The following is a 21,674-nucleotide window of genomic DNA, read 5'->3' as shown; positions in this document are numbered from 1 at the left end:
CGCGACGACCGGCCACCGCGCTGAACACGAACCCGCGACGCTCAATGCAGCGTGCGCGGCATGTGCAGCGCGAACTCGTCGATCGGCGCGTCGAAACGCTCGCCGTCCTCGGCCACGCAGAAGTACGCCCCGCGCATCGTGCCGACCGGCGTTTCGATCACCGCCCAGCTCGTGTATTCGAACTGCTCGCCCGGCTGCAGCAGCGGTTGATGGCCGACGACGCCGAGCCCCTTCACTTCCTGCACGTGGCTCTCGCTGTCCGTGATGATCCAGTGCCGTGCGATCAATTGCGCGGCGACCTGCCCGGCATTGCGGATCGTAATCGTGTACGCGAATGCATATTGACGGCGTTCGGGGTCCGATTGTTCCGGCAAATAACTGGTCTTTACCGAAACGCTGAATTGATACTGACTCATGGTGATTCCGCTCGTGAGTAGCCGGCCCGGGCCGACGGCGCCGGGCCGCGGACGCGCCGCACTGGTTCGGCATTCTGCTTGATGCGGCACCGGCCCGCAACCGCGCGCGCGGTCGCCGGGCGGTAGAATGGCGGTTTTGCGCCGCAGCGTCCCCCGCTCCTCATCATGACTCAGTTCCGCATCGCCCCCAGCATCCTGTCGGCCGACTTCGCGCGGCTCGGCGAAGAAGTCCGCAACGTCGTCGCCGCCGGCGCCGACTGGATCCACTTCGACGTGATGGACAACCATTATGTGCCGAACCTGACGATCGGCCCGCTCGTCTGCGAGGCGATCCGCCCGCACGTGCAGGTGCCGATCGACGTGCATCTGATGGTGCGCCCCGTCGACCGGATCGTGCCCGATTTCGCGAAGGCGGGCGCGAACCTGATCAGCTTCCATCCGGAAGGCTCGGATCACGTCGACCGCACGCTGTCGCTGATCCGCGATCACGGCTGCAAGGCCGGCCTCGTGTTCAACCCGGCAACGTCGCTCAACTATCTCGATCATGTGATGGATCGCGTCGATCTCATTCTGATCATGTCGGTGAACCCGGGCTTCGGCGGCCAGTCGTTCATCCCCGAGGCGCTGAACAAGCTGCGCGACGCGCGCGCGCGGATCGACGCGTACACCGCGCGCACCGGCCGCGAGATCGTGCTCGAGGTCGACGGCGGCGTGAAGGCCGACAACATCGCCGAGATCGCGGCGGCCGGCGCGGACACGTTCGTCGCCGGCTCGGCGATCTTCGGCAAGCCGGACTACCGGAAGGTGATCGACGACATGCGCGGCGCGCTCGCGACCGTCGCAACCCCCGCGACCGTCCAGCAGGGGTGATGCCGTGACCTCGCCCATGTCGACGACCGTGCCCGAGCCAGCCGCCCCCACGCCGGCTGCCGCGCTCCGCTTCTCGTCGCCGCGCATCGACGCGGCGCTGATCGATCTCGACGGCACGATGGTCGACACCGCCGACGACTTCACGGCCGGACTGAACGCGATGCTCGCACGGCTCGGCGCACGCGAAACGTCGCGCGACGAGGTGATCGGCTACGTCGGCAAGGGCTCCGAACATCTGATCGAGAGCGTGCTGAAGCCGCGCTTCGCGGCCGGTGAAGCGCAGTCGCGCTTCGGCGACGCGCTCGCGATCTACCAGACCGAATACGCGAAGATCAACGGCCGCCACACGCAGCTCTATCCGGACGTCGCGGCCGGCCTCGACGCGATGCGCGCGGCGGGCCTGAAGCTCGCGTGCGTGACGAACAAGCCGCATCGCTTCGCGATCGAGCTGCTGCGCCAGTACGGGCTCGCCGATCATTTCGGCGCCGTGCTCGGCGGCGACAGTGTGCCGCGCAAGAAGCCCGACCCGCTGCCGATGCTCGCCGCGTGCGACGCGCTCGGCGTCGCGCCAGGCGCGGCAGTCGCGATCGGCGATTCGGAGAACGATGCGCTCGCGGGCCGCGCGGCCGGGATGGCGACACTGACGGTGCCGTACGGCTACAACCACGGCAAGGCTATACAAACGATAAATTCGGATGGTATAGTCGGCTCGCTGTTGGCTGCGGCCCGCGCAATCATCGCGCACAACGCCGCCCAATGAACCCGCTGATTTTTCTTCCATCCGCATGTTTCTGAATAAAAAACGGAGTCTGAGCAGCATCGACCGGGGAGCCTGGCCCTGGCGTCGCTGGTCGCGCTGACCTCAATGATGAGGTACGCTGAAGCCCGTCTTCAGCGCCGTTTTTTATCTCGCTGCGCACCCGCGCGCCAATCGCCGCTTCTATTCGATGCTTCATCCGATGCTTGGATCGGCCGCCCCGTTGTCCGGGCGCGGCTGCAAGCGGCGACGCACGCCCGGGGCCACGCCCATCGGCAGGCATACCGACGATCGACCGCCCTTCGCCGACGGCAGCACGCGCAGCGCCACGTGATCCCCGGCGCATTCCGCCGCTCGTCCCGAACAGGACCGGAACATGACTGAACTCGAATTCCAATCGCTCGCGAACGAAGGCTACAACCGCATCCCGCTGATCGCCGAGGCCCTCGCCGATCTCGAAACGCCGCTGTCCCTCTACCTGAAGCTCGCGCAGCCCGAACGCGCGGGCGCCAATTCCTTCCTGCTCGAATCGGTCGTCGGCGGCGAACGCTTCGGCCGCTACTCGTTCATCGGCCTGCCCGCGCGCACGCTGCTGCGGACCTCCAACGGCGTGTCCGAAGTCGTGCGCGACGGCAAGGTCGTCGAGACGCACGAAGGCGATCCGTTCGACTTCATCGACACGTTCCAGGCCCGCTTCAAGGTCGCGCAGCGCCCCGGCCTGCCGCGCTTCTGCGGCGGCCTCGCCGGCTACTTCGGCTACGACGCGGTGCGCTACATCGAGAAGAAGCTCGCGCACACCGCGCCGCCCGACGATCTCGGCCTGCCGGACATCCAGCTTCTGCTGACCGAGGAGCTCGCGGTGATCGACAACCTCGCGGGCAAGCTCTACCTGATCATCTACGCGGACCCGAGCCAGCCCGAAGCGTACGCGAAGGCGAAGCAGCGGCTGCGCGAGCTGAAGCACCGGCTGCGCGCGACCGTGCAGCCGCCCGTCACGTCGGCGAGCGTGCGCACCGAAACCTATCGCGAATTCAAGAAGGACGACTATCTGGCCGCGGTGCGTCAGGCGAAGGAGTACGTCGCCGCGGGCGAACTGATGCAGATCCAGGTCGGCCAGCGCCTGACGAAGCCGTATCGCGACAATCCGCTGTCGCTGTATCGCGCGCTGCGTTCGCTGAATCCGTCGCCGTACATGTATTACTACAACTTCGGCGAATTCCACGTGGTCGGCGCGTCGCCGGAAATTCTCGTGCGTCAGGAAAAGCGCGGCGACGACCAGATCGTCACGATCCGCCCGCTCGCCGGCACGCGGCCGCGCGGCAACACGCCGGAGCGCGACGCCGAGCTCGCGACCGAGCTGCTCAACGATCCGAAGGAGATCGCCGAGCACGTGATGCTGATCGACCTCGCGCGCAACGACGTCGGCCGCATCGCCGAGATCGGCTCGGTGCAGGTCACCGACAAGATGGTGATCGAAAAGTACTCGCACGTGCAGCATATCGTCAGCTCGGTCGAAGGCAAGCTGAAGCCGGGCGTGACGAACTTCGACGTGCTGCGCGCGACGTTCCCCGCGGGCACGCTGTCCGGCGCGCCGAAGGTGCGCGCGATGGAGCTGATCGACGAGCTCGAGCCGATCAAGCGCGGGCTCTATGGCGGCGCGGTCGGCTACCTGTCGTTCTCGGGCGAGATGGACCTCGCGATCGCGATCCGCACCGGCCTGATCCACAACGGCAACCTGTACGTGCAGGCGGCGGCCGGGATCGTCGCCGATTCCGTGCCCGAATCCGAATGGCAGGAAACCGAGAACAAGGCGCGCGCGGTGCTGCGCGCGGCCGAACAGGTCCAGGACGGCCTCGACAGCGATTTCTGACCGGAAAAACGTTCGGCTAGCCGGAACGGCGCGCCGCTGGCGGCGCGCCGGCCATGGACAGCGCGAACTCGAACACCGCGCCCTGCCCGGCGCGGTCGAGCAGACGAATGCGACTGCCATGCAGCAGCAGCATCCGATGCACGATCAGCAACCCGAGCCCGCCGCTCGAGTACGATCCGCCGCCGGTCAGCGGCCGCTGCGGCCGCTCGAACAACCCATCGCGCCGCTCGGGCGGAATGCCGCTCCCGGTATCGGCAACAGTCACCGCAACCTGCCCGTCCCGCTGCTCGAGCGTGATCTCGACCGTGCCGTGCGCCGGCGTGTGCCGCAGCGCATTGTCGAGCAGATTCGTCAGCACCCGCTCGATCATGCCAAGATCCGCCGACACGTTCGGCACGCGCGCCGGAATGTGCGCGCACAGCGCGATGTCGCGCGCCTTCGCGGCCAGCTCGAATTTCTGCAGCACGTCCTGCACGAGATCGACCAGCGAAAAATCCTCCGGCGCCGGCTGCACGCCGCCCGATTCGAGCCGCGCGAGTTCGAACAGCGCCTGCGCGAGCCGGCCGACCTTCGCGCTCTGCGCGAGCGCGATCGACAGATAGCGACGGCGTTCGGTGTCGTCGAGCGACGCCGCCTTCAGCGACAGCGTCTCCAGATAGCCGTGCAGCGACGTCAGCGGCGTGCGCAGATCGTGCGAGATGTTCGCGATCAGCTCGCGCCGCTGCTGATCCTGATGCGCGAGCGCGCGCCATTGATCGCCGATCCGGTCGGCCATCTGCTCGAATGCGGTTTCGAGCACGATCATGTCGTCACCGCGCCGGCCGGGCGGCGCATGCGGCAGCGGCGGTTGCGTATCGGGCTCGCCGTTTGCGTCGAAGCGGCGCATCGCGTCGGTCAACCGGCGCAGCGGGCGCGTGATCACGCTGAACGCGAACAGCCCGGCCACGAGCCCGAGCAGCGCGACGAGCGCCATCGACCACAGCGTCGTGCGCAGCACCGTGCCCACGTCGACGCGCGCGGCGAGGCGGTCGTGGGCCTCGCCCAACAGCACGACGTAGATGTAGCCGACCGGCGGCTGCCCGGGAAGGCGCAGCGGCGCGACGCTGAACACCTTGCGCGCGTCCACGCTGCGCGGATCGTCGCCGAGGATCGGCAGCGGATCGCCGGCGAGAAAGCGCCGCACCGGCGTCAGGTCGACATGGTCGCGCTTCACGTGCCCGGGCGGCGCATCGTCGCCCTCGATGCGGCCCTCGTTGTCGAGCAGATACACCTCGACGCTCGGATTCACGCCCATCAACTGGCCGAACAGCCGCCGCACCGCGTCCGGACGCAGGCCGTTCGCGTCGGTCAGCGACGTGGTGTTCGCGATATGCGCGGCAAGATCGCGCGACAGCACCTGCACGACTTCCTTCTCGCGCATGTCGTTCGCGCGGATCTGCAGCCACGCCGACGCGCCGGAGCAGGTGAGCAACAGCACCGAGAACACGAGCGATAGCCGTTGGGTGAGGGTCAGTTTCATGTCACTCCGGCGCGGCGAGCTTGTAGCCGCGCCCCCACACGGTGAGGATGCGCACCGGCTCCGCCGGATCGGCCTCGATCTTCGCGCGCAGCCGGTTGATGTGCGTGTTGACCGTGTGCTCGTAACCCTCGTGCTGATAGCCCCACACCGCATTCAGCAGATCGTTGCGCGAAAACACTTTCCCCGGGTGTCGCGCGAAAAAATACAGCAGGTCGAATTCGCGCGGCGTCAGATCGATCCGCGCGCCGTCGACGCTCGCTTCGCGCGCGATCGGATCGATCGACAGCCCGGCGACGTCGAGGCTGCCCGCGTCGATCCGCGAATCGCGCGCGAGCGCGTCGACGCGGCGCAGCAACGCCTTCACCCGCGCGACGAGCTCGAGCATCGAGAACGGCTTCGCGAGATAGTCGTCCGCGCCGAGTTCGAGACCGAGGATCCGGTGCACCTCGCTCGACCGCGCGCTCGTGATGATGATCGGCGTGTAGCGGGCCATCCCGCGCGCGCGCCGGCAGATCTCGAGACCGTCGACGCCGGGCAGCATCAGATCGAGCACCAGCGCGTCCCAGCCGCCCTGCTCCAGCAGCCGCAAGCCGTCGGCGCCGTCCGCGCAATGCACGACCTCGTAGCGTTCGTCGCGCAGGTGCAGGCTCAGCACGTCGGCGATGTCGGCATCGTCCTCGACGATCAGGATGCGTTTCGGATGGTCCATCGCGAATCGTACGCGTCAGGCACGCGTCAGGTTGAGCGGGCGGCGAGATGCCGCCCCTTTCGCCATTGTGCAAAATTTCGCGGGATCGAGTGTTCACAATTCATTTAACTTTCCGTGAGGACTTCGACACCGCGCTGTGCCTACTCTGTGTGCATGTTCGTCGGATCCCCAAACACGGAGCCCATCATGACCACCCGCAGACGCCTTCTTTTCGCCGGCGCGACCGGCCTCGCGATACTGGCCGCACTGCGCTCGACCGGCCGCGGCGCGCTGTTGCGCCGCGCGGCCGCTGCAACGCCTGGCTCCGCCGCAGCACCAGGCGCCGCCGCGACGGGCGCGACCACGTTCGCGGTCACGCACACCGACGCGGAATGGCACCGCGTGCTGACGCCCGCGCAATACGCGATTCTGCGCGAAGCCGGCACCGAGCGCCCGTTCAGCAGCCCGCTCAACGACGAACACCGGCACGGCCGCTTTGCGTGCGCCGGATGCGCACTCGCGCTCTTCTCGTCGGACACGAAGTTCGACAGCCATACCGGCTGGCCGAGCTTCTGGGCGCCGCTCGACCACGCGGTCGCGACCGAAACCGACGTGTCGTTCGGGATGGTCCGCACCGAAGTGCACTGCAGCCGCTGCGGCGGGCATCTCGGGCACGTGTTCGACGACGGGCCGAAGCCGACCGGCCTGCGGTACTGCATGAACGGCCTCGCGCTCGTGTTCCACCCGGCCGCCGCCTGAATTCGACCGAATTCAACCCGAATTCAACCGATTTCGACTGGAGATGTCGCCATGCTACTCGTCGTCCTCGCGTATCTCGGCGGCGTGCTCACGATCCTGAGCCCGTGCATCCTGCCGGTGCTACCGTTCGTGTTCGCGCGCGCCGACCAGCCGTTCGCGCGCACCGGCCTGCCGCTGCTCGTCGGGATGGCGCTGACGTTCGCGATCGTCGCGACGCTCGCGGCCGTCGGCGGCGGCTGGGTCGCGCAGGCGAACGAGGCCGGCCGCTGGGCCGCGATCGCGCTGCTCGCGGTGTTCGCGCTCACGCTGCTGATGCCGCGCGTCGCCGAGCATCTGACCCGGCCGCTCGTCGCGGCCGGCAACCGGCTGACCGGCCTCGCGCAACGCGACGGGCGCCCCGCCGGCCCCGGTTCGTCGTTCGTGCTCGGCATCGCGACCGGCCTGCTGTGGGCGCCGTGCGCCGGGCCGATCCTCGGCCTCGTGCTGACGGGCGCCGCGCTGCACGGCGCGAGCGTCGGCACGGCGCTGCTGCTCGTCGCCTACGCGGCGGGCGCCGCGACGTCGCTCGCGGTCGCGCTGCTGATCGGCGGCAAGGTGTTCGCGGCGATGAAGCGTTCGCTCGGCGCGGGCGAATGGATCCGGCGCGGGATCGGCGTCGCGCTGCTGGCCGGCGTCGCCGCGATCGCGCTCGGACTCGACACCGGCCTGCTCGCCAAGGCGTCGTCGATCGCGACCGGCGGGCTCGAGACGGCGCTCGTCGATCGGCTCGCGCCGTCCGCGCATGCGACGCCGACGCCGACACGGACGGCAGCGGTCGCGAGCGCGACCGGCATCGCGACGCTCGCGCATGCAACACCGACGGCCGCGGCCGTGGGCGCGACCGGCGTCGCGACGCCCGCTTCGCTGCCGGTCGAAGGCGCGCTGCCGCCGCTCGACGGCGCGGTGCAATGGCTGAACTCGCCGCCGCTGACGGCGGCCGGGCTGCGCGGCAAGGTCGTGCTCGTCGATTTCTGGACCTATTCGTGCATCAACTGCCTGCGCACGCTGCCGTACGTCAGCGCGTGGGCGCACAAGTACCGCGACCTCGGACTCGTCGTGATCGGCGTGCACGCGCCCGAATTTCCGTTCGAGCGCGATATCGGAAACGTGCGCAAGGCGGTGCGCGATCTCGGCATCGACTATCCGGTCGCGATCGACAACCACTACGCGATCTGGCGCGCGTTCGACAACGAGTACTGGCCCGCGCACTACTTCATCGACGCGCAGGGCCGGATTCGCTACCACCACTTCGGCGAGGGCGACGACGCGCAGTCGGAGCGCGTGATCCAGTCGCTGCTCGCCGAGAACGGGCATCCGGAAGCGGCGAACGTGCCGATCGGGCTCGAAGGCGCGCCCGCACGCGGCGCGCTCGCGGCGGCCGACGCGGCGGACATCCGCTCGCCGGAAACGTACGTCGGCTATGCACGTGCGGAGAATTTCGCCTCGCCCGGCGGCGAAGCGCGCGACGCGGCCCGGCGCTACGCCGCGCCCGCGCGCCCCGCGCTCAACGACTGGGGGCTCGCCGGCACGTGGAACGTCGGCTCGGATGACGCGACGCTCGCGTCGCCGACCGGACGGATCGTCTACCGCTTCCATGCGCGCGACCTGCACCTGGTGCTCGGGCCGGGCGCAAACGGCAAGCCGGTGCGCTTTCGCATCACGCTCGACGGCGCGGCACCGGGCGACGCGCACGGCGCGGACGTCGACGCGCAAGGCTACGGGACGGTCACCGGGCAGCGCCTGTATCAGCTCGTGCGCCAGCGCGACGCGATCACGGATCGGACGTTCGCGATCGAGTTCCTCGATCCCGACGTGCGCGCGTATTCGTTCACGTTCGGCTGAGCGCGGCAGGCCGCGCGATCGATTTCTCATGACGGATCATCTGCGAAGGAGTTCACCGTGAATACGACATCATCCCGGAATCAACCCGTGCGGCGGTCGTGCGCGGCCGCCTTGCGTCTCGTCGCGATCGCCGCGGTGGCGGCCGCCGCGTTCGGCTATCAGCACGCGGCCGACTCGGCCGAGCCCATGACGGCCGTGCCCGCGCCGACGCTCGACGAAACGCCCGCCGCATTGCACAGCGAAATCGCGGTGTTCGCGGGCGGATGCTTCTGGGGCATGCAGGGCGTGTTCGAGCACGTCGCGGGCGTGAAACAGGTGACGGCGGGCTACGCGGGCGGCGTGGCGGCGACCGCGCATTACGAAATGGTCGGCACGGGGCTCACCGGACACGCGGAATCCGTGCGGATCGTCTACGATCCCGCGCAGGTCACGTACGGACGGCTGCTGCAGATTTTCTTTTCGGTCGCGCACAATCCGACCGAGCTCAATTTCCAGGGGCCGGACGAAGGCACGCAGTACCGGTCGGCGATCTTTCCGACGAGCCAGCAGCAGCAGGCGATCGCCAGCGCGTACATTGCGCAGATCGGCCGCGCGCACGTGTTTGCCGCGCCGGTCGTCACGCGCGTCGAAACGTTCCACGGGTTCTATCCGGCCGAGAACTATCACCAGAACTATCTCGAACTGCATCCGGACGCGCCGTATATCGTCGTCAACGACCTGCCGAAAATCGTGGGGCTGAAGCGGATGTTTCCGGCGCTCTATCGGACCGACGCGCTGCTGTGGCGGGCGTCGTAGAGTTGTTGGTACAATCTCCGGCATCATGAAAGCCGCCACCCATCTTCGCTGGTTCGTCCCCGTCCTCCGCTGGTGGCGGTAGCCCCGCCTCGTCTATTCTTTTCCCCATAGCGCCCTTCCCCGTGGGCAGCGATTCGAAATGGGGACATCCAAAGGGGGCATCCGCAGGATTTCCGCAGACTATTCTCCGTTTGAAATCAAACGGTTAGGGGTAACCATGCTGCTCATGATCGACAACTACGATTCGTTCACCTACAACCTGGTCCAGTACTTCGGCGAGCTGGGCGAGGACGTGCGCACGCACCGCAACGACGAGATCACGCTGGCCGACATCGCGCGCCTCGACCCGGCGGCGATCTGCCTGTCGCCCGGCCCGAGCAACCCGCAGCACGCGGGGATCACGCTCGACGTGCTGCGCGAGTTCTCGGGCAAGAAGCCGATCCTCGGCGTCTGCCTCGGCCATCAGGCGATCGGCGAGGCGTTCGGCGGCCGCGTCGTGCGCGCGAAGACCATCATGCACGGCAAGGTGAGCCGCATCGAAACCGACGGCCGCGGCGTGTTCGCCGATCTGCCGAAGCACTTCGACGTCACCCGCTATCACTCGCTCGCGATCGAGCGCGAATCGCTGCCCGACTGCCTCGAGATCTCCGCGTGGACCGACGACGGCGAAATCATGGGCGTGCGCCACAAGACGCTGCCGGTCGAAGGCGTGCAGTTCCATCCGGAATCGATCCTGTCCGAGCATGGCCACGCGCTGCTCGAGAATTTCCTGAAACAAGCGCGCGCGGCCGCGCATGCCGCGTGACCGGAGCGACACGATGACGATCACCCCGCAGGAAGCGCTGCAGCGCACGATCGAGCACCGCGAAATCTTCCACGACGAGATGCTGCATCTGATGCGGCTCATCATGCGCGGCGACATGTCGCCGGTGATGGCCGCCGCGATCCTCACCGGCCTGCGCGTGAAGAAGGAGACGATCGGCGAGATCGCCGCCGCCGCGACCGTGATGCGCGAGTTCGCGAACCACGTGCACGTCGCCGACAACTCGAACTTCGTCGACATCGTCGGCACCGGCGGCGATGGCTCGCACACGTTCAACATCTCGACCGCGACGATGTTCGTGTCGGCCGCGGCCGGCGCGAAGGTCGCGAAGCACGGCAACCGCGGCGTGTCGAGCAAGTCCGGCAGCGCCGACGTGCTCGAGGCGCTCGGCGTCAACATCGACCTGCAGCCCGATCAGGTCGCCGCATCGATCGAGGCGACCGGCATGGGCTTCATGTTCGCGCCGAACCACCATCCGGCGATGAAGAACATCGCGGCGGTGCGCCGCGAGCTCGGCGTGCGCACGATCTTCAACATCCTCGGCCCGCTGACGAACCCGGCCGGCGCGCCGAACCAGCTGATGGGCGTGTTCCATCCGGATCTCGTCGGCATCCAGGTGCGCGTGATGCAGCGGCTCGGCGCGCAGCACGTGCTCGTCGTGTACGGCAAGGACGGGATGGACGAGGTGTCGCTCGGCGCCGCGACGCTCGTTGGCGAGCTGCGCGACGGCCAGGTGCACGAATACGAGATCCATCCGGAAGACTTCGGCCTGCAGATGGTGTCGAACCGCACGCTGAAGGTCGAGAACGCCGAAGAATCGCGCGCGATGCTGCTCGGCGCGCTCGACAACCAGCCCGGCGTCGCGCGCGAGATCGTCACGCTGAACGCGGGCACCGCGCTCTATGCGGCGAACATCGCCGCGTCGATCGCCGACGGCATCCAGCTCGCGCGCGACGCGATCGCGAGCGGCCACGCGCGCGCGAAGGTCGACGAGCTCGTGCGCTTCACGCAACAATTCAAGCGCTGAGCGCGTCTACCCGCCGAGCGCATTCCGAATCCGATCGATCCACGAGATTTTCATGAGCGACATCCTCGAACGAATCATCGCGGTCAAGCGCGAAGAAGTGGCCGCTGCGATGCAAAGCACGCCGCTCGAAGCGCTGAAGCTGGAGGCGTCGACGCGCGACCTGCGCGACTTCGCCGGCGCGCTGCGCGCGAAGCATGCGGCAGGCCAGGCGGCCGTGATCGCCGAAATCAAGAAGGCGAGCCCGTCGAAAGGCGTGCTGCGCGAGCATTTCGTGCCGGCCGACATCGCGCGCTCGTACGCGTCGCATGGCGCCGCGTGCCTGTCGGTGCTGACCGACGAGCAGTTCTTCCAGGGCGGCGTCCGCTATCTCGAAGAAGCGCGCGCGGCCTGCGCGCTGCCGGTGCTGCGCAAGGACTTCATCATCGATCCGTACCAGATCCTCGAAGCGCGCGCGATGGGCGCCGACGCGATCCTGCTGATCGCCGCCGCGCTCGACACGCCGCAGATGCAGGATCTCGAAGCGTATGCGCACTCGCTCGGGCTCGCGGTGCTCGTCGAGGTGCACGACCGCGACGAGCTGACCGAAGCGCTGACGCTGAAAACGCCGCTGCTCGGCATCAACAACCGCAATCTGCGCACGTTCGAGACGACGATCCAGACGACGCTCGGCATGCTCGACATGATTCCGGCCGACCGGATCGTCGTGACCGAATCGGGGATCCTGTCGCGCGCGGACGTCGACACGATGCGCGCGGCCGACGTGCACACGTTCCTCGTCGGCGAAGCGTTCATGCGCGCCGAGCACCCGGGCGCGGAGCTCGCGCGGATGTTCTTCTGATGGCGATCGAACGCGAAATCAAGCTCGCGCTACCGGCCGCGAACGCGGACGCGGCACGCCGATTCTTCGCGACGCTGACCGGCGAATCCGGCCGCGAGATCGCGCTCGCGAACGTCTATTACGACACGCCCGATCTCGCGCTCGCCCGCGCGAAGAGCGCGGTGCGGGTGCGCCGCGCGCCGCAGGGCTGGCTGCAGACGTTCAAGACGGCCGGCAGCGCGGAAGGCGGCCTGCATCGGCGGCACGAATGGGAGCTGCCCGTCGCCGGCGATGCGCTCGACATCGATGCGCTCGTCGCCGTGTGCGACGTGCCGGAAGCGGGCGCGGCGCTGCGCGATGCGGCGCCCACGCTGCACGCGCTGTTCCGCACCGATTTCTCGCGCACGCTGTGGCGCATCGCGATCGGCGGCGCGACGATCGAAGCCGCCGTGGATCTCGGCGAGATCACCGTTCAGGCCGACGACGAAACGCGCCGCGAACCGATCAGCGAAATCGAGCTCGAGCTGATCGACGGGCCGGAAACGGCGCTCGCGACGCTCGCCGCCGAGTTGCAGCAGGCACTGCCCGGCCTCACCCCCGACAACATCAGCAAGGCGCAGCGCGGCTACCGGCTGCGCGCGCAATGATCGCGCATGGCCACCCGTAAGACTTCCCGCGCGCCGCAACAGGCGTCGCTGTTCGACGAGCCGGTTCACGAGGCGCCGCTCACGTCCGCGCCGGCTGCCGCCGGCGAACCGCCCATGTCCGATCCGGCCGCCGCCGGCAAGCCGCCCATGTCTGCTCCGGCCGCCGCCGGCGAGCCGCCCGCGTCCGCGGCCGACGGCATCCTCCATCTCGCCGCGCAGTTCGACGCGCTGCCGCCCGACTGGCATGCGCTGCTCGCGCCGTTCATCGCGAGCGACACGTACGCGCCGCTGTGCCGTTTCGTCGACGGCGAGCGCGCGGCCGGCAAGACCGTCTATCCGGCCGACGTGTTCCGCGCGCTGCGGCTCACGCATCCGGACGACGTGAAGATCGTGATCCTCGGCCAGGATCCGTACCACGGCGACGACCGCGGCACGCCGCAGGCGCACGGCCTCGCGTTCTCGGTGCCGCCGTCGGTGAAGCCGCCGCCGTCGCTGCGCAATATCTTCAAGGAGATCGCCGCGAACTTCGGCCACGACGCGCCGCATCACGGCTGCCTCGACACCTGGGCGCGCCAGGGCGTGCTGCTGCTGAACACCGTGCTGACCGTCGAGCGCGGCGCGGCCGCGAGCCACGCGAAACGCGGCTGGGAGCAATGCACGGACACGCTGATCCGCGAGCTCGCCCGCCGCCATCGCGGGCTCGTGTTCATGCTGTGGGGCGCACACGCGCAGGCGAAGCGCGCACTGTTCGATCCGGCCGAGCACTGCGTGCTCGAGGCGCCGCATCCATCGCCGCTGTCCGCGCATCGCGGTTTTCTCGGCTGCCGGCACTTCGCGCTCGCGAACGACTATCTGGCCGGGCAAGGCCGCGCGCCGATCGACTGGCGGCTGCCGGACGAAGCAGCGACGCTGGCGTAAACACCGCCCGCTTCTCCATACGCGACAACGCCGCGCACCTTTCGGTGCGCGGCGTTGTCGTTTCGTCCGACGATCGACCGATCGACCGATCGACGTTAAGCGGCGGCGATCGCTTCGCGCGCGCCGGCGAGCGCTGCGTTGGCGGCATCCGGGCCCATGTTCAGGCCTTCCGCGTAGATGAAGTTCACGTCGCCCATCCCGAGGAAGCCGAGGAAGTTGCGCAGGTACGGCGTGTGGGTGTCGTTCGGCGTGCCGGCGTACTTGCCGCCGCGCGCCGCCACCACGTGCACCTTCTTGCCCTTGACCAGGCCTTCCGGACCGTTTTCCGTGTAGCGGAACGTGACGCCCGCGCGGGCGATCCAGTCGAAGTACGTCTTGAGCTGCGACGACACGCCGAAGTTGTACATCGGAGCGCCCAGCACGATGATGTCGGCGGCTTGCAGTTCGGCGATCAGCGCGTCGCTCTTCGCGACGAGCGCATTCTGCTCCGGCGAGCGGTGCTCGGCCGGCGTGAAGAACGCGCCGAGCACGGCGTCGTCGAGGTGCGGCAGCGGATCGGCTTGCAGGTCGCGGACCGTCACGGCCGCACCCGGATTCGATTGTTGCAGCTTCGCCGTCAGTTCGTTGGCCAGCAGCGTGGATTGCGCGCCTTGCGAACGCGCCGCGGAATTGATTTGCAGGATGGTCGTCATGTCAGGCTCCAAGTGGTCTGCGCGTTAGCAGCGCGAGTGACGCCATTGTGCGCGGCCACTTTGTGCCGAAAAAGACGGCCAGCGGCGACGCATTGTTGCAACAGCGGGACAATCGGCATCGCCGCCGCCCGCCGCCGCCCGCCGCCGCCCGCCCCGTCAGCCGCGCAGTCAGCCATTCAGCCATTCAGCCAGGCGTCGCGCGCCGCGACTTGCGCGGCCGGCTTCGGATTCGCGCTCAGGACATAGCGGACGACGTCCGGCCCGTCGAGCTTCAGCCGCACGGTGCGCAGCTCGTCGCGGCGGAACGCGTGGATCTCCACCTTGTCGCCGGGCCGGTAGCGCGCGAGCAGCGCGTCGAGGTTCGCGCCGCTCGCGCGCAATCCGTCGAGCGCGATCAGCGTGTCGCCGGCCGACAGCCCTGCCCGATGCGCGGCGCCGCCTTCGTAGACCGCCGCGAGCGTGCAGTCCGCGCCGCCGCGCAGGCGCGCGCCGATCGACGGTTTCGGCTGGGCGCCCTTCGCGCCGAGATCCGGCGCGAGCGTCACCCCGAACGGCTCGAGCAACTCGGCGAGCGGCAGGTCGCGCGTGCCGCGCACCGCGTCGTCGAACAGCCGGCCGAGCGCGACGCCCGTCGCCTCCTCGATCAGTTGCTCGACCTCGCCCTCGCCGACGCCGATCGCGTTGCCCCGGTAGAAATCGCGGCCGAAGCGCTGCCACAGGAGCCGCATCACGTCGTCGAGCGACTTGCGATTGCGCGTCTGGCCGCGAATCGCGAGATCGAACGCGAGCGCGACGAGCGAGCCCTTCGTGTAGTAGCTGACGATCGCGTTCGCCGCGTTCTCGTCCTGCCGGTAGTACTTGATCCACGCGTCGAACGAGCTCTCGGCGACGCTCTGCTTCAGGCGCCCGCTGCCGCGCAGCACGCCGCCGACGGTGCGGCCGAGCGCCGCGAAGTATTCGTCCTGCGACATCAGCCCGCTGCGCACGAGCATCAGGTCGTCGTAATACGACGTGAAGCCCTCGAACAGCCACAGCAGCGACGTGTAGTTCTCTTTCGTCAGATCGTACGGCGCGAACGCGGCCGGCTTGATCCGCTTCACGTTCCACGTGTGGAAGTACTCGTGGCTGCAGAGGCCGAGATACGTGCGATAGCCTTCCGACGTGTCGGGCCGCCCCTTCACCGGCAGATCGGTGCGGTTGCAGATCAGCGCGGTCGACGCGCGATGCTCGAGGCCGCCGTAGCCGTCGCTGACCGCCTGCGTCATGAACACGTAGCGCGCCATCGGCGCCTGCTTCGACTTCGGCTCGAACAGCGCGATCTGCGCTTCGCACACGCGCTTCAGGTCCGCGCAGAGCCGCTCCATGTCGAGACGCGCGACGCGGCCCGCGATCGCGACGTCGTGCTGCACGCCGTGCGCGTCGAACGTCGCGAGCTCGAACTCGCCGAACGTGACCGGATGATCGACGAGCTCGTCGTAGTTCGACGCGCGATACGCGCCGAACGCGTAGCGCTTCGTGCCGCGCGCCTCCGGCAGCGCAGTCGCGACGCGCCAGCGGCGAAACGCGTCGCCGGCGGGCTTCGCGATGTCGACGTCGCACCGCGCGTCCTCGCGGCCCGCGACGCTCAGGAACACCGCGGTGCCGTTGAAGAAGCCGCCGCCGTCGTCGAGATACGCGGAGCGCACCGACAGATCCCAGCCGTACACGTCGTAGCGCAGCGTCAGCTCGCCCTTCGTCGGCGCGGCCTGCCACGTGTGCTTGTCGGTCTTCTCGATCCGCACCTTGCGCCCGGCTTCGTTGAACGCGGCGAGCGTCACGATGTTGCGCGCGAATTCGCGCACCAGATAGCTGCCCGGAATCCACACCGGCAACGAAAACCGCTGGCCGGCGGGATCGGGATCGGCGACCGTCACGGTCACTTCGAACAGGTGCGCGGCGGGGTCCTTCGGAACAATCGAATAGCGGATCGGCTTGGTCATCATGGGAATCGGTCGGGAATACGGCGGCAAAAACGACGAGAGGCGCCGCACGTCGGATGCGGGCGCCTCTCCCGACGGCCGGGCCTCGCGGCCCCGCGCGTCACTTGGTCGACGCGAGCGCCTGGTTCAGCTGGTCGGCGGACACCGCGCCGGGCAGGCGCCGGCCGTCCGCGAAGAAGATCGTCGGCGTGCCCGTCACGTTCATGCCGCGACCGAGCTCGAGGTTCTTGTCGAGCGCGGTCGTGTCGCAGTTCGCGGCGTTCGTCGGCGCGTGGTGGTCGATCATCCAGCTCTCCCACGACTTCGCGCGGTCGGCCGCGCACCAGATCGCCTTCGACTTCACCGTCGAATCGGGCGTCAGCACCGGATACAGAAACGTGTAGACGGTGACGTTGTCGACCGACTGCAGCGTCGTTTCGAGCCGCTTGCAGTACGGGCAGTTCGGATCGGAGAACACCGCGATCTTGCGCGCGCCGTTGCCCTTCACGACCTTGATCGCGTTCGCGAACGGCAGGCTCGCGAAATCGATCCGGTTCAGGTCCGCCAGGCGCGCTTCGGTCATGTTCTTGTGCGTCTTCGTATCGACGAGATCGCCGAGCAGCACGTAGTCGCCGGATGCGTCGCTGTAGATGATCTGCGTGCCGAGATTGACCTCGTAGAGCCCCGCGACCGGCGCTTTCGTCACGCTCTTGATCGGCGCGTCGCTGCCGAGCCGCGCCTGCAGCGTCGCCTTCAGCTTGTCGGTGACCTGGTCGGCCTGCGCGGTGCAGCCGAGCGCCGCCGCCGCGACGGCGAGCGCGAGCGACGCGATGCGTATGGTTTTTTTCATCGAATGCTTCCTTCTCTCAATCGGAATGTATCCCGCACAGTGTACGCCGGACGGGCGCGTGTCCGGCCGGCGGCGTGCGCGAAGGTTCGTCAGCCGAGCGCGGCCGACACGAGCCAGCGTTTCACGAGCGGCTGCGCGCCGACGAACGCCATCCCCGCGTTGCGCACCGCGCGCGCGAACGGGCCCGGCACCGCGAACAGCCGTTGCAGGCCGTCGGTCGCGACCATCAGCGCGCGGATGTCCTCGCGCCGCGAGCGCTCGTAGCGACGCAGCAGCACGGTGTCGCCGAGATCGCGGAAGCTCTCCTTGTGCGCGATCGCGTCGGCGAGCGACGCGACGTCGCGCAGGCCCAGGTTCATCCCCTGGCCGGCGAGCGGGTGGATCAGGTGCGCGGCGTCGCCGACGAGTGCGACGCGCGGCGCGATCAGCCGGTCGACCGTCTGCAGCGCGAGCGGAAAGCCTTGCGCGGGCGTCACGCAGTCGAGCGTGCCGAGTTGCCACTGCGACACGCGCTCGACCTCGGCCGCGAGCTGCGCGGGATCGAGCGCGAGCAATTCGTCCGCGTGCGCGGTGTGCGCGGACCAGACGAGCGACACGTGGCCGTCCGGCAGCGGCAGCAGCGCGACGATCTCGCCGTCGTGGAACCACTGGTACGCGGTCTCGCGGTGCGGCAGCGACGCCTTGAAGTTCGCGACGACGCCCGTCTGCCGGTAATCGCGCCGCTCGACCTTCGCCCCCATTTGCGAGCGCACCCATGAATGCGCGCCGTCCGCGCCGACCACGAGGTCCGCCTCGAGCACCTGGCCCGACGACAGCGTGAGCACGGCCGCGTCGCCGCGCAGGTCGAGGCCCTGCGCGCGCGTGTCGAACCACGTGAGGTTCGGCTGGAAGCGCAGCGCGGCATCAAGCGACGCCTCGATCAGCGACGATTCGGCGATCCACGCGAGCTGCGGCACCGACGCCTGATACGCGGAGAAATGCAGCTCGGCGTGCGCGTCGCCGTACACGCGCATGTCGTAGACGGGCGCGAGCCGGCCGTGATCGAGCGCCTGCCACACGCGCAGCCGTTCGAGCAGCGCCTGCGAGCTCGCCGACAGCGCGTAGATCCGTGAGTCGTACGCGAGATCGGCGGGACGCGGCGTCGCCGGTTGGGCGAGCAGCGCGGTCTTGTAGCCGGACTGGGTCAGCGCGAGTGCGGCCGTCTTGCCGACGAGGCCGCCGCCGACCACGGCGACGTCGAAATTCGGGTGGGCAGTCATGGCGGGCATTATAGCGGCGCGCCCCCGCGCAAACGATGCGCGGCGTCAGCCAGGCAAGGGGCCGGAACCGCTGGTAACATCCGGGGCGCATGCGCCGTCCGGCACGACTCCTCCGGACTCGATGCGCGGCGCCGCGAGCGCCGATGCAAGACCGCGGAAGTCCCAGGCATCCCGCCCGACCATTCCGCACACACCGATCACGAGGTCACCCTGCGCATGAAGCTTTTCCTGACGCCTGGCGTTTGTTCGCTGTCCCCCCATATCGTGCTCGAAGAAGCCGGCCTGAAATACGAAACTGAAACCGTCAACCTGGGAACCAAGCTCACCGAGACCGGCAAGGACTTCAAGACGATCAACCCGAAGGGCTACGTGCCGGCGCTGCAGCTCGACAGCGGCGAAGTGCTGACCGAAGGGCCGGCAATCGTCCAGTACCTTGCTGACCAGGCCGCCGACAAGCATCTCGCCCCCGCGCACGGCACGATCGAGCGCTACCGGCTGCAAAGCTGGCTGACGTTCATCGGCACCGAACTGCACAAGTCCTGCTCGCCGTTCTTCAATCCGGCCGCCAGCGACGACTGGAAGGCCAGCGCGACCGCGAATCTCGAACGCCGCCTCGGCTACGCGAACGACGCGCTCGCCGGCCAGTCGTTCCTGCTCGGCGACGGCTTCACCGTCGCGGATGCCTATCTGTTCACCGTGCTGAACTGGCTCAAGTTCGCGAAGCTCGACCTCGCGACGTGGCCGAATCTGGTCGCGTTCCACGCGCGCGTCGGCGCCCGTCCGGCAGTTCAGGCGGCGATGAAGGCGGAAGGCCTCGCCTGAACCCGGTCGCGCGTTCGCCGCGAACGCCGTCGCCGCACACCGATAACATCCATGCATCGATGGGCGGCGGCCCGCACGGGCCGATGCGGCCCGATGCGGCCCAATACGGCCCGATAAGGCCCGATAAGGGCCGGAATCTTTCGCTCGATATCCCGGATCAATACGCCAGGTCCGCGACGGCCATCTCGGATGCCTCGCAGACAGCCGCAGGCACGGGTGCCGGACTGCCGAGATCGATACGTCCGTCACCACTATCGTCCTGGACGACGAATTCCAGCAGCGATGCGAACCGGCTCACAGTGGCGACGAAGTTCTCCGCAATCAGGCCGTGACCGTAAGGCATCACATAAGCGACGCTCAGATCCTGGCCTCGGTCCGACGCGAATACGCGGGGAAACGCGTTCTCGTTCAGCCGTTTCATCAGTTCGCGCTTTCGGGTGGCGGATATCTCCGGGTTCAGCGGCAGCAACGCGCTGAATCGTATGAATTTTCCGGCCGTGATGAGCGCGATGTGAATATCAAAGCCGTTGCCGGCTCGCAGCGCAATGCCGTCAGGCTGCACTTCGCAGGAATGTCGACCGCTATCGCGAAGATAAGCGACGAGAGTTTCAATGCCGACGTCCGACTCAGCGTGGCGCTTCATTTTCCATCCCCCGGGAACTGTGAAGAAACGTTAACCAGCGTTAAATCAGACTTACGCCGGTATTTTTTTTGTTTCAAACGGCTTTTCTTGAAATCCAAATATAGCCAAATATCCGGGCACTGCGAAGCTTGATGCGCGTCAGCCGAAACAGTCTTTCTGACTGAAATATTTTTCCTGAAAACCTGACTGGTCGATCCTTCAATGACCGCATCCGTCGCTGCGATTGCGCCCGCCGCGAGATCCGCTCCGGCCACGATTCCCGGCGTCGACCGCATCGGCGACGGCGAGCTCGGCACCACGGGCGCCCCCGGTGGCTACCGTTCGAGACCTGCCGATCCGTACGTCCGAAAGCGTTACAATCACGTTTTTTCGAGTATGGAAGCGTGCGAAATCGCGCCCCGATCGCCCGGATTCGCGCCGTTCGTCTCGTCCCCGAATTCACGCCGCGGCTGTCGCGCTCCGGTCGCCGCCGGAGGGAAAGCGACATGACTGCCGGCCGCAAACCATTGATAGAAAAAGGTTTTCCATGAGCCTCAAATGCGGGATCGTCGGCCTGCCCAACGTCGGCAAGTCCACCCTGTTCAACGCGCTGACCAAGGCGGGCATCGCCGCCGAGAACTATCCGTTCTGCACGATCGAGCCGAACGTCGGCGTGGTCGAGGTGCCGGACGCGCGCCTCAAGGCGCTCTCCGAGATCGTGAAGCCCGAGCGCGTGATGCCGGCCGTCGTCGAGTTCGTCGACATCGCGGGCCTCGTCGCGGGCGCGAGCAAGGGCGAAGGCCTCGGCAACCAGTTCCTCGCGAACATCCGCGAAACCGACGCGATCACGCACGTCGTGCGCTGCTTCGAGGACGACAACGTCATCCACGTCGCCGGCAAGGTGAGCCCGCTCGACGACATCGAAGTGATCAACACCGAGCTCGCGCTCGCGGACCTCGGCACCGTCGAGAAGGCGCTCGCGCGCTATTCGAAGGCCGCGAAGTCGGGCAACGACAAGGAAGCGGGGAAACTCGTCGCGGTGCTCGACAAGGTGCGCGCGCAACTGGACCAGGGCAAGGCGGTGCGCGGGCTCGCGCTGTCGGACGACGAGCAGGCGCTGATCAAGCCGTTCTGCCTGATCACCGCGAAACCGGCGATGTACGTCGCGAACGTGAAGGACGACGGCTTCGAGAACAATCCGCACCTCGACGCGGTGCGCAAATACGCGGAAGGCGAGCACTCGCCGGTCGTCGCGGTGTGCGCGGCGATCGAGGCCGAGATCGCCGATCTCGACGACGCGGACAAGGAAGCGTTCCTCGCCGACATGGGGATGGACGAGCCGGGCCTCGACCGCGTGATTCGCGCGGGCTTCAAGCTGCTCGGGCTGCAGACGTACTTCACCGCGGGCGTAAAGGAAGTGCGCGCGTGGACGATCCACGTCGGCGACACCGCGCCGCAGGCCGCCGGCGTGATTCATACCGACTTCGAGCGCGGCTTCATCCGCGCGCAGACGATCGCGTTCGACGACTACATCGCGTACAAGGGCGAGCAAGGCGCGAAGGAAGCCGGGAAGATGCGCGCGGAAGGGAAGGAATATGTCGTGCACGACGGCGACGTGATGAACTTTTTGTTCAACGTCTGACGGCCGAAGCCAATCGCAGGGCCCGCTTGCGCGCGGCTTTGG

Annotated in this window: 22 protein-coding genes; 13 read left to right on the top strand and 9 right to left on the bottom strand. The window is 67.9% G+C overall.

Annotated features, from left to right (window positions below; translation table 11 throughout):
- Positions 1-41: 41 nt before the first annotated feature.
- Positions 42-416, bottom strand: coding sequence for a Co2+/Mg2+ efflux protein ApaG (apaG, locus tag HZI36_RS13640; RefSeq protein WP_179403171.1), 375 nt, complete (start codon positions 414-416; stop codon positions 42-44).
- Between the two features lie 165 nt (positions 417-581).
- Here apaG and rpe point away from each other — a divergent pair, with 165 nt between their 5' ends.
- The 3 genes from rpe to trpE all read left to right on the top strand — a co-directional run bounded on the left by rpe (position 582) and on the right by trpE (position 3,913).
- A complete protein-coding gene (rpe, locus tag HZI36_RS13635; RefSeq protein ID WP_179403170.1) occupies positions 582-1,286 on the top strand; it encodes a ribulose-phosphate 3-epimerase in 705 nt (234 codons plus the stop codon).
- A gap of 16 nt (positions 1,287-1,302) precedes the next feature.
- Entirely contained in the window at positions 1,303-2,046 is a 744-nt protein-coding gene (locus HZI36_RS13630) for a phosphoglycolate phosphatase (protein WP_179403169.1), read from the top strand.
- 373 nt (positions 2,047-2,419) lie between these two features.
- Positions 2,420-3,913 (top strand): anthranilate synthase component I, encoded by a 1,494-nt coding sequence (gene trpE / locus HZI36_RS13625; RefSeq protein ID WP_179403168.1) that lies wholly within the window; start codon positions 2,420-2,422, stop codon positions 3,911-3,913.
- A gap of 16 nt (positions 3,914-3,929) precedes the next feature.
- Here the strand turns inward: trpE and HZI36_RS13620 are convergent, their stop codons facing one another.
- Entirely contained in the window at positions 3,930-5,432 is a 1,503-nt protein-coding gene (locus HZI36_RS13620) for a sensor histidine kinase (RefSeq protein ID WP_179403167.1), read from the bottom strand.
- Position 5,433: 1 nt separating this feature from the next.
- On the bottom strand, positions 5,434-6,141 hold the full coding sequence (locus HZI36_RS13615; RefSeq protein ID WP_179403166.1) for a response regulator transcription factor: 708 nt from the start codon (positions 6,139-6,141) through the stop codon (positions 5,434-5,436).
- Between the two features lie 186 nt (positions 6,142-6,327).
- Between HZI36_RS13615 and msrB the strand changes: the two genes are divergently transcribed.
- From msrB to HZI36_RS13575, 8 genes are all read left to right on the top strand, one after another.
- Positions 6,328-6,879: a peptide-methionine (R)-S-oxide reductase MsrB gene (gene msrB, locus HZI36_RS13610; protein ID WP_179403165.1), complete on the top strand. Its 552-nt coding sequence runs from the start codon at positions 6,328-6,330 to the stop codon at positions 6,877-6,879.
- 51 nt (positions 6,880-6,930) lie between these two features.
- Positions 6,931-8,760: a cytochrome c biogenesis protein DipZ gene (locus tag HZI36_RS13605; protein WP_179403164.1), complete on the top strand. Its 1,830-nt coding sequence runs from the start codon at positions 6,931-6,933 to the stop codon at positions 8,758-8,760.
- A gap of 57 nt (positions 8,761-8,817) precedes the next feature.
- On the top strand, positions 8,818-9,555 hold the full coding sequence (gene msrA / locus HZI36_RS13600; RefSeq protein ID WP_179403163.1) for a peptide-methionine (S)-S-oxide reductase MsrA: 738 nt from the start codon (positions 8,818-8,820) through the stop codon (positions 9,553-9,555).
- A gap of 217 nt (positions 9,556-9,772) precedes the next feature.
- Positions 9,773-10,360, top strand: a complete 588-nt coding sequence (locus tag HZI36_RS13595; RefSeq protein WP_179403162.1) for an anthranilate synthase component II — start codon at positions 9,773-9,775, stop codon at positions 10,358-10,360.
- A 13-nt stretch (positions 10,361-10,373) separates the two neighbouring features.
- Positions 10,374-11,405, top strand: coding sequence for an anthranilate phosphoribosyltransferase (gene trpD / locus HZI36_RS13590; RefSeq protein WP_179403161.1), 1,032 nt, complete (start codon positions 10,374-10,376; stop codon positions 11,403-11,405).
- A gap of 52 nt (positions 11,406-11,457) precedes the next feature.
- A complete protein-coding gene (gene trpC, locus HZI36_RS13585; protein ID WP_179403160.1) occupies positions 11,458-12,243 on the top strand; it encodes an indole-3-glycerol phosphate synthase TrpC in 786 nt (261 codons plus the stop codon).
- Complete coding sequence (locus HZI36_RS13580) at positions 12,243-12,869, top strand: CYTH domain-containing protein (protein ID WP_179403159.1); 627 nt, start codon at positions 12,243-12,245, stop codon at positions 12,867-12,869. Before trpC ends, HZI36_RS13580 begins: the two co-directional genes overlap by 1 nt.
- A 6-nt stretch (positions 12,870-12,875) precedes the next feature.
- A complete protein-coding gene (locus HZI36_RS13575) occupies positions 12,876-13,787 on the top strand; it encodes a uracil-DNA glycosylase (RefSeq protein ID WP_179403158.1) in 912 nt (303 codons plus the stop codon).
- A 95-nt stretch (positions 13,788-13,882) separates the two neighbouring features.
- Here HZI36_RS13575 and HZI36_RS13570 read toward each other — a convergent pair whose 3' ends face one another.
- The 4 genes from HZI36_RS13570 to HZI36_RS13555 all read right to left on the bottom strand — a co-directional run bounded on the left by HZI36_RS13570 (position 13,883) and on the right by HZI36_RS13555 (position 18,555).
- Positions 13,883-14,479, bottom strand: a complete 597-nt coding sequence (locus HZI36_RS13570; RefSeq protein ID WP_179403157.1) for an FMN-dependent NADH-azoreductase — start codon at positions 14,477-14,479, stop codon at positions 13,883-13,885.
- A gap of 176 nt (positions 14,480-14,655) precedes the next feature.
- Positions 14,656-16,458, bottom strand: coding sequence for a M61 family metallopeptidase (locus HZI36_RS13565; RefSeq protein ID WP_179403156.1), 1,803 nt, complete (start codon positions 16,456-16,458; stop codon positions 14,656-14,658).
- A gap of 100 nt (positions 16,459-16,558) precedes the next feature.
- Complete coding sequence (locus tag HZI36_RS13560; RefSeq protein ID WP_179403155.1) at positions 16,559-17,287, bottom strand: DsbC family protein; 729 nt, start codon at positions 17,285-17,287, stop codon at positions 16,559-16,561.
- Between the two features lie 89 nt (positions 17,288-17,376).
- On the bottom strand, positions 17,377-18,555 hold the full coding sequence (locus tag HZI36_RS13555; protein ID WP_179403154.1) for a UbiH/UbiF family hydroxylase: 1,179 nt from the start codon (positions 18,553-18,555) through the stop codon (positions 17,377-17,379).
- 207 nt (positions 18,556-18,762) lie between these two features.
- On the opposite strand from HZI36_RS13555, the gene gstA reads away from it, so the two are divergent.
- On the top strand, positions 18,763-19,368 hold the full coding sequence (gene gstA / locus HZI36_RS13550; RefSeq protein ID WP_179403153.1) for a glutathione transferase GstA: 606 nt from the start codon (positions 18,763-18,765) through the stop codon (positions 19,366-19,368).
- A gap of 157 nt (positions 19,369-19,525) precedes the next feature.
- On the opposite strand, the gene HZI36_RS13545 is transcribed toward gstA, so the two are convergent.
- Positions 19,526-20,011, bottom strand: coding sequence for a hypothetical protein (locus HZI36_RS13545; RefSeq protein WP_179403152.1), 486 nt, complete (start codon positions 20,009-20,011; stop codon positions 19,526-19,528).
- Positions 20,008-20,310 (bottom strand): hypothetical protein, encoded by a 303-nt coding sequence (locus tag HZI36_RS13540; RefSeq protein WP_179403151.1) that lies wholly within the window; start codon positions 20,308-20,310, stop codon positions 20,008-20,010. Before HZI36_RS13540 ends, HZI36_RS13545 begins: the two co-directional genes overlap by 4 nt.
- Before the next feature lie 227 nt (positions 20,311-20,537).
- Between HZI36_RS13540 and ychF the strand changes: the two genes are divergently transcribed.
- The gene (ychF, locus tag HZI36_RS13535) at positions 20,538-21,632 is read left to right on the top strand and encodes a redox-regulated ATPase YchF (RefSeq protein ID WP_179403150.1); all 1,095 of its coding nucleotides are present in this window, start codon (positions 20,538-20,540) and stop codon (positions 21,630-21,632) included.
- The last annotated feature ends 42 nt before the right edge of the window (positions 21,633-21,674 follow it).

Source organism: Burkholderia guangdongensis (genome assembly GCF_013403875.1).
GTDB lineage: Bacteria > Pseudomonadota > Gammaproteobacteria > Burkholderiales > Burkholderiaceae > Burkholderia > Burkholderia guangdongensis.
This window is presented reverse-complemented; position numbering and strand designations above follow the sequence as displayed.

Coding starts and splice junctions, on each gene's coding strand:
- apaG (WP_179403171.1), bottom strand. CDS start 416: ATGAGTCAGTATCAATTCAGCGTTTCGGTAAAGACCAGTTATTTGCCG.
- rpe (WP_179403170.1), top strand. CDS start 582: ATGACTCAGTTCCGCATCGCCCCCAGCATCCTGTCGGCCGACTTCGCG.
- HZI36_RS13630 (WP_179403169.1), top strand. CDS start 1,303: ATGTCGACGACCGTGCCCGAGCCAGCCGCCCCCACGCCGGCTGCCGCG.
- trpE (WP_179403168.1), top strand. CDS start 2,420: ATGACTGAACTCGAATTCCAATCGCTCGCGAACGAAGGCTACAACCGC.
- HZI36_RS13620 (WP_179403167.1), bottom strand. CDS start 5,432: ATGAAACTGACCCTCACCCAACGGCTATCGCTCGTGTTCTCGGTGCTG.
- HZI36_RS13615 (WP_179403166.1), bottom strand. CDS start 6,141: ATGGACCATCCGAAACGCATCCTGATCGTCGAGGACGATGCCGACATC.
- msrB (WP_179403165.1), top strand. CDS start 6,328: ATGACCACCCGCAGACGCCTTCTTTTCGCCGGCGCGACCGGCCTCGCG.
- HZI36_RS13605 (WP_179403164.1), top strand. CDS start 6,931: ATGCTACTCGTCGTCCTCGCGTATCTCGGCGGCGTGCTCACGATCCTG.
- HZI36_RS13595 (WP_179403162.1), top strand. CDS start 9,773: ATGCTGCTCATGATCGACAACTACGATTCGTTCACCTACAACCTGGTC.
- trpD (WP_179403161.1), top strand. CDS start 10,374: ATGACGATCACCCCGCAGGAAGCGCTGCAGCGCACGATCGAGCACCGC.
- trpC (WP_179403160.1), top strand. CDS start 11,458: ATGAGCGACATCCTCGAACGAATCATCGCGGTCAAGCGCGAAGAAGTG.
- HZI36_RS13580 (WP_179403159.1), top strand. CDS start 12,243: ATGGCGATCGAACGCGAAATCAAGCTCGCGCTACCGGCCGCGAACGCG.
- HZI36_RS13575 (WP_179403158.1), top strand. CDS start 12,876: ATGGCCACCCGTAAGACTTCCCGCGCGCCGCAACAGGCGTCGCTGTTC.
- HZI36_RS13570 (WP_179403157.1), bottom strand. CDS start 14,479: ATGACGACCATCCTGCAAATCAATTCCGCGGCGCGTTCGCAAGGCGCG.
- HZI36_RS13565 (WP_179403156.1), bottom strand. CDS start 16,458: ATGACCAAGCCGATCCGCTATTCGATTGTTCCGAAGGACCCCGCCGCG.
- HZI36_RS13560 (WP_179403155.1), bottom strand. CDS start 17,287: ATGAAAAAAACCATACGCATCGCGTCGCTCGCGCTCGCCGTCGCGGCG.
- HZI36_RS13555 (WP_179403154.1), bottom strand. CDS start 18,555: ATGCCCGCCATGACTGCCCACCCGAATTTCGACGTCGCCGTGGTCGGC.
- gstA (WP_179403153.1), top strand. CDS start 18,763: ATGAAGCTTTTCCTGACGCCTGGCGTTTGTTCGCTGTCCCCCCATATC.
- HZI36_RS13545 (WP_179403152.1), bottom strand. CDS start 20,011: ATGAAGCGCCACGCTGAGTCGGACGTCGGCATTGAAACTCTCGTCGCT.
- ychF (WP_179403150.1), top strand. CDS start 20,538: ATGAGCCTCAAATGCGGGATCGTCGGCCTGCCCAACGTCGGCAAGTCC.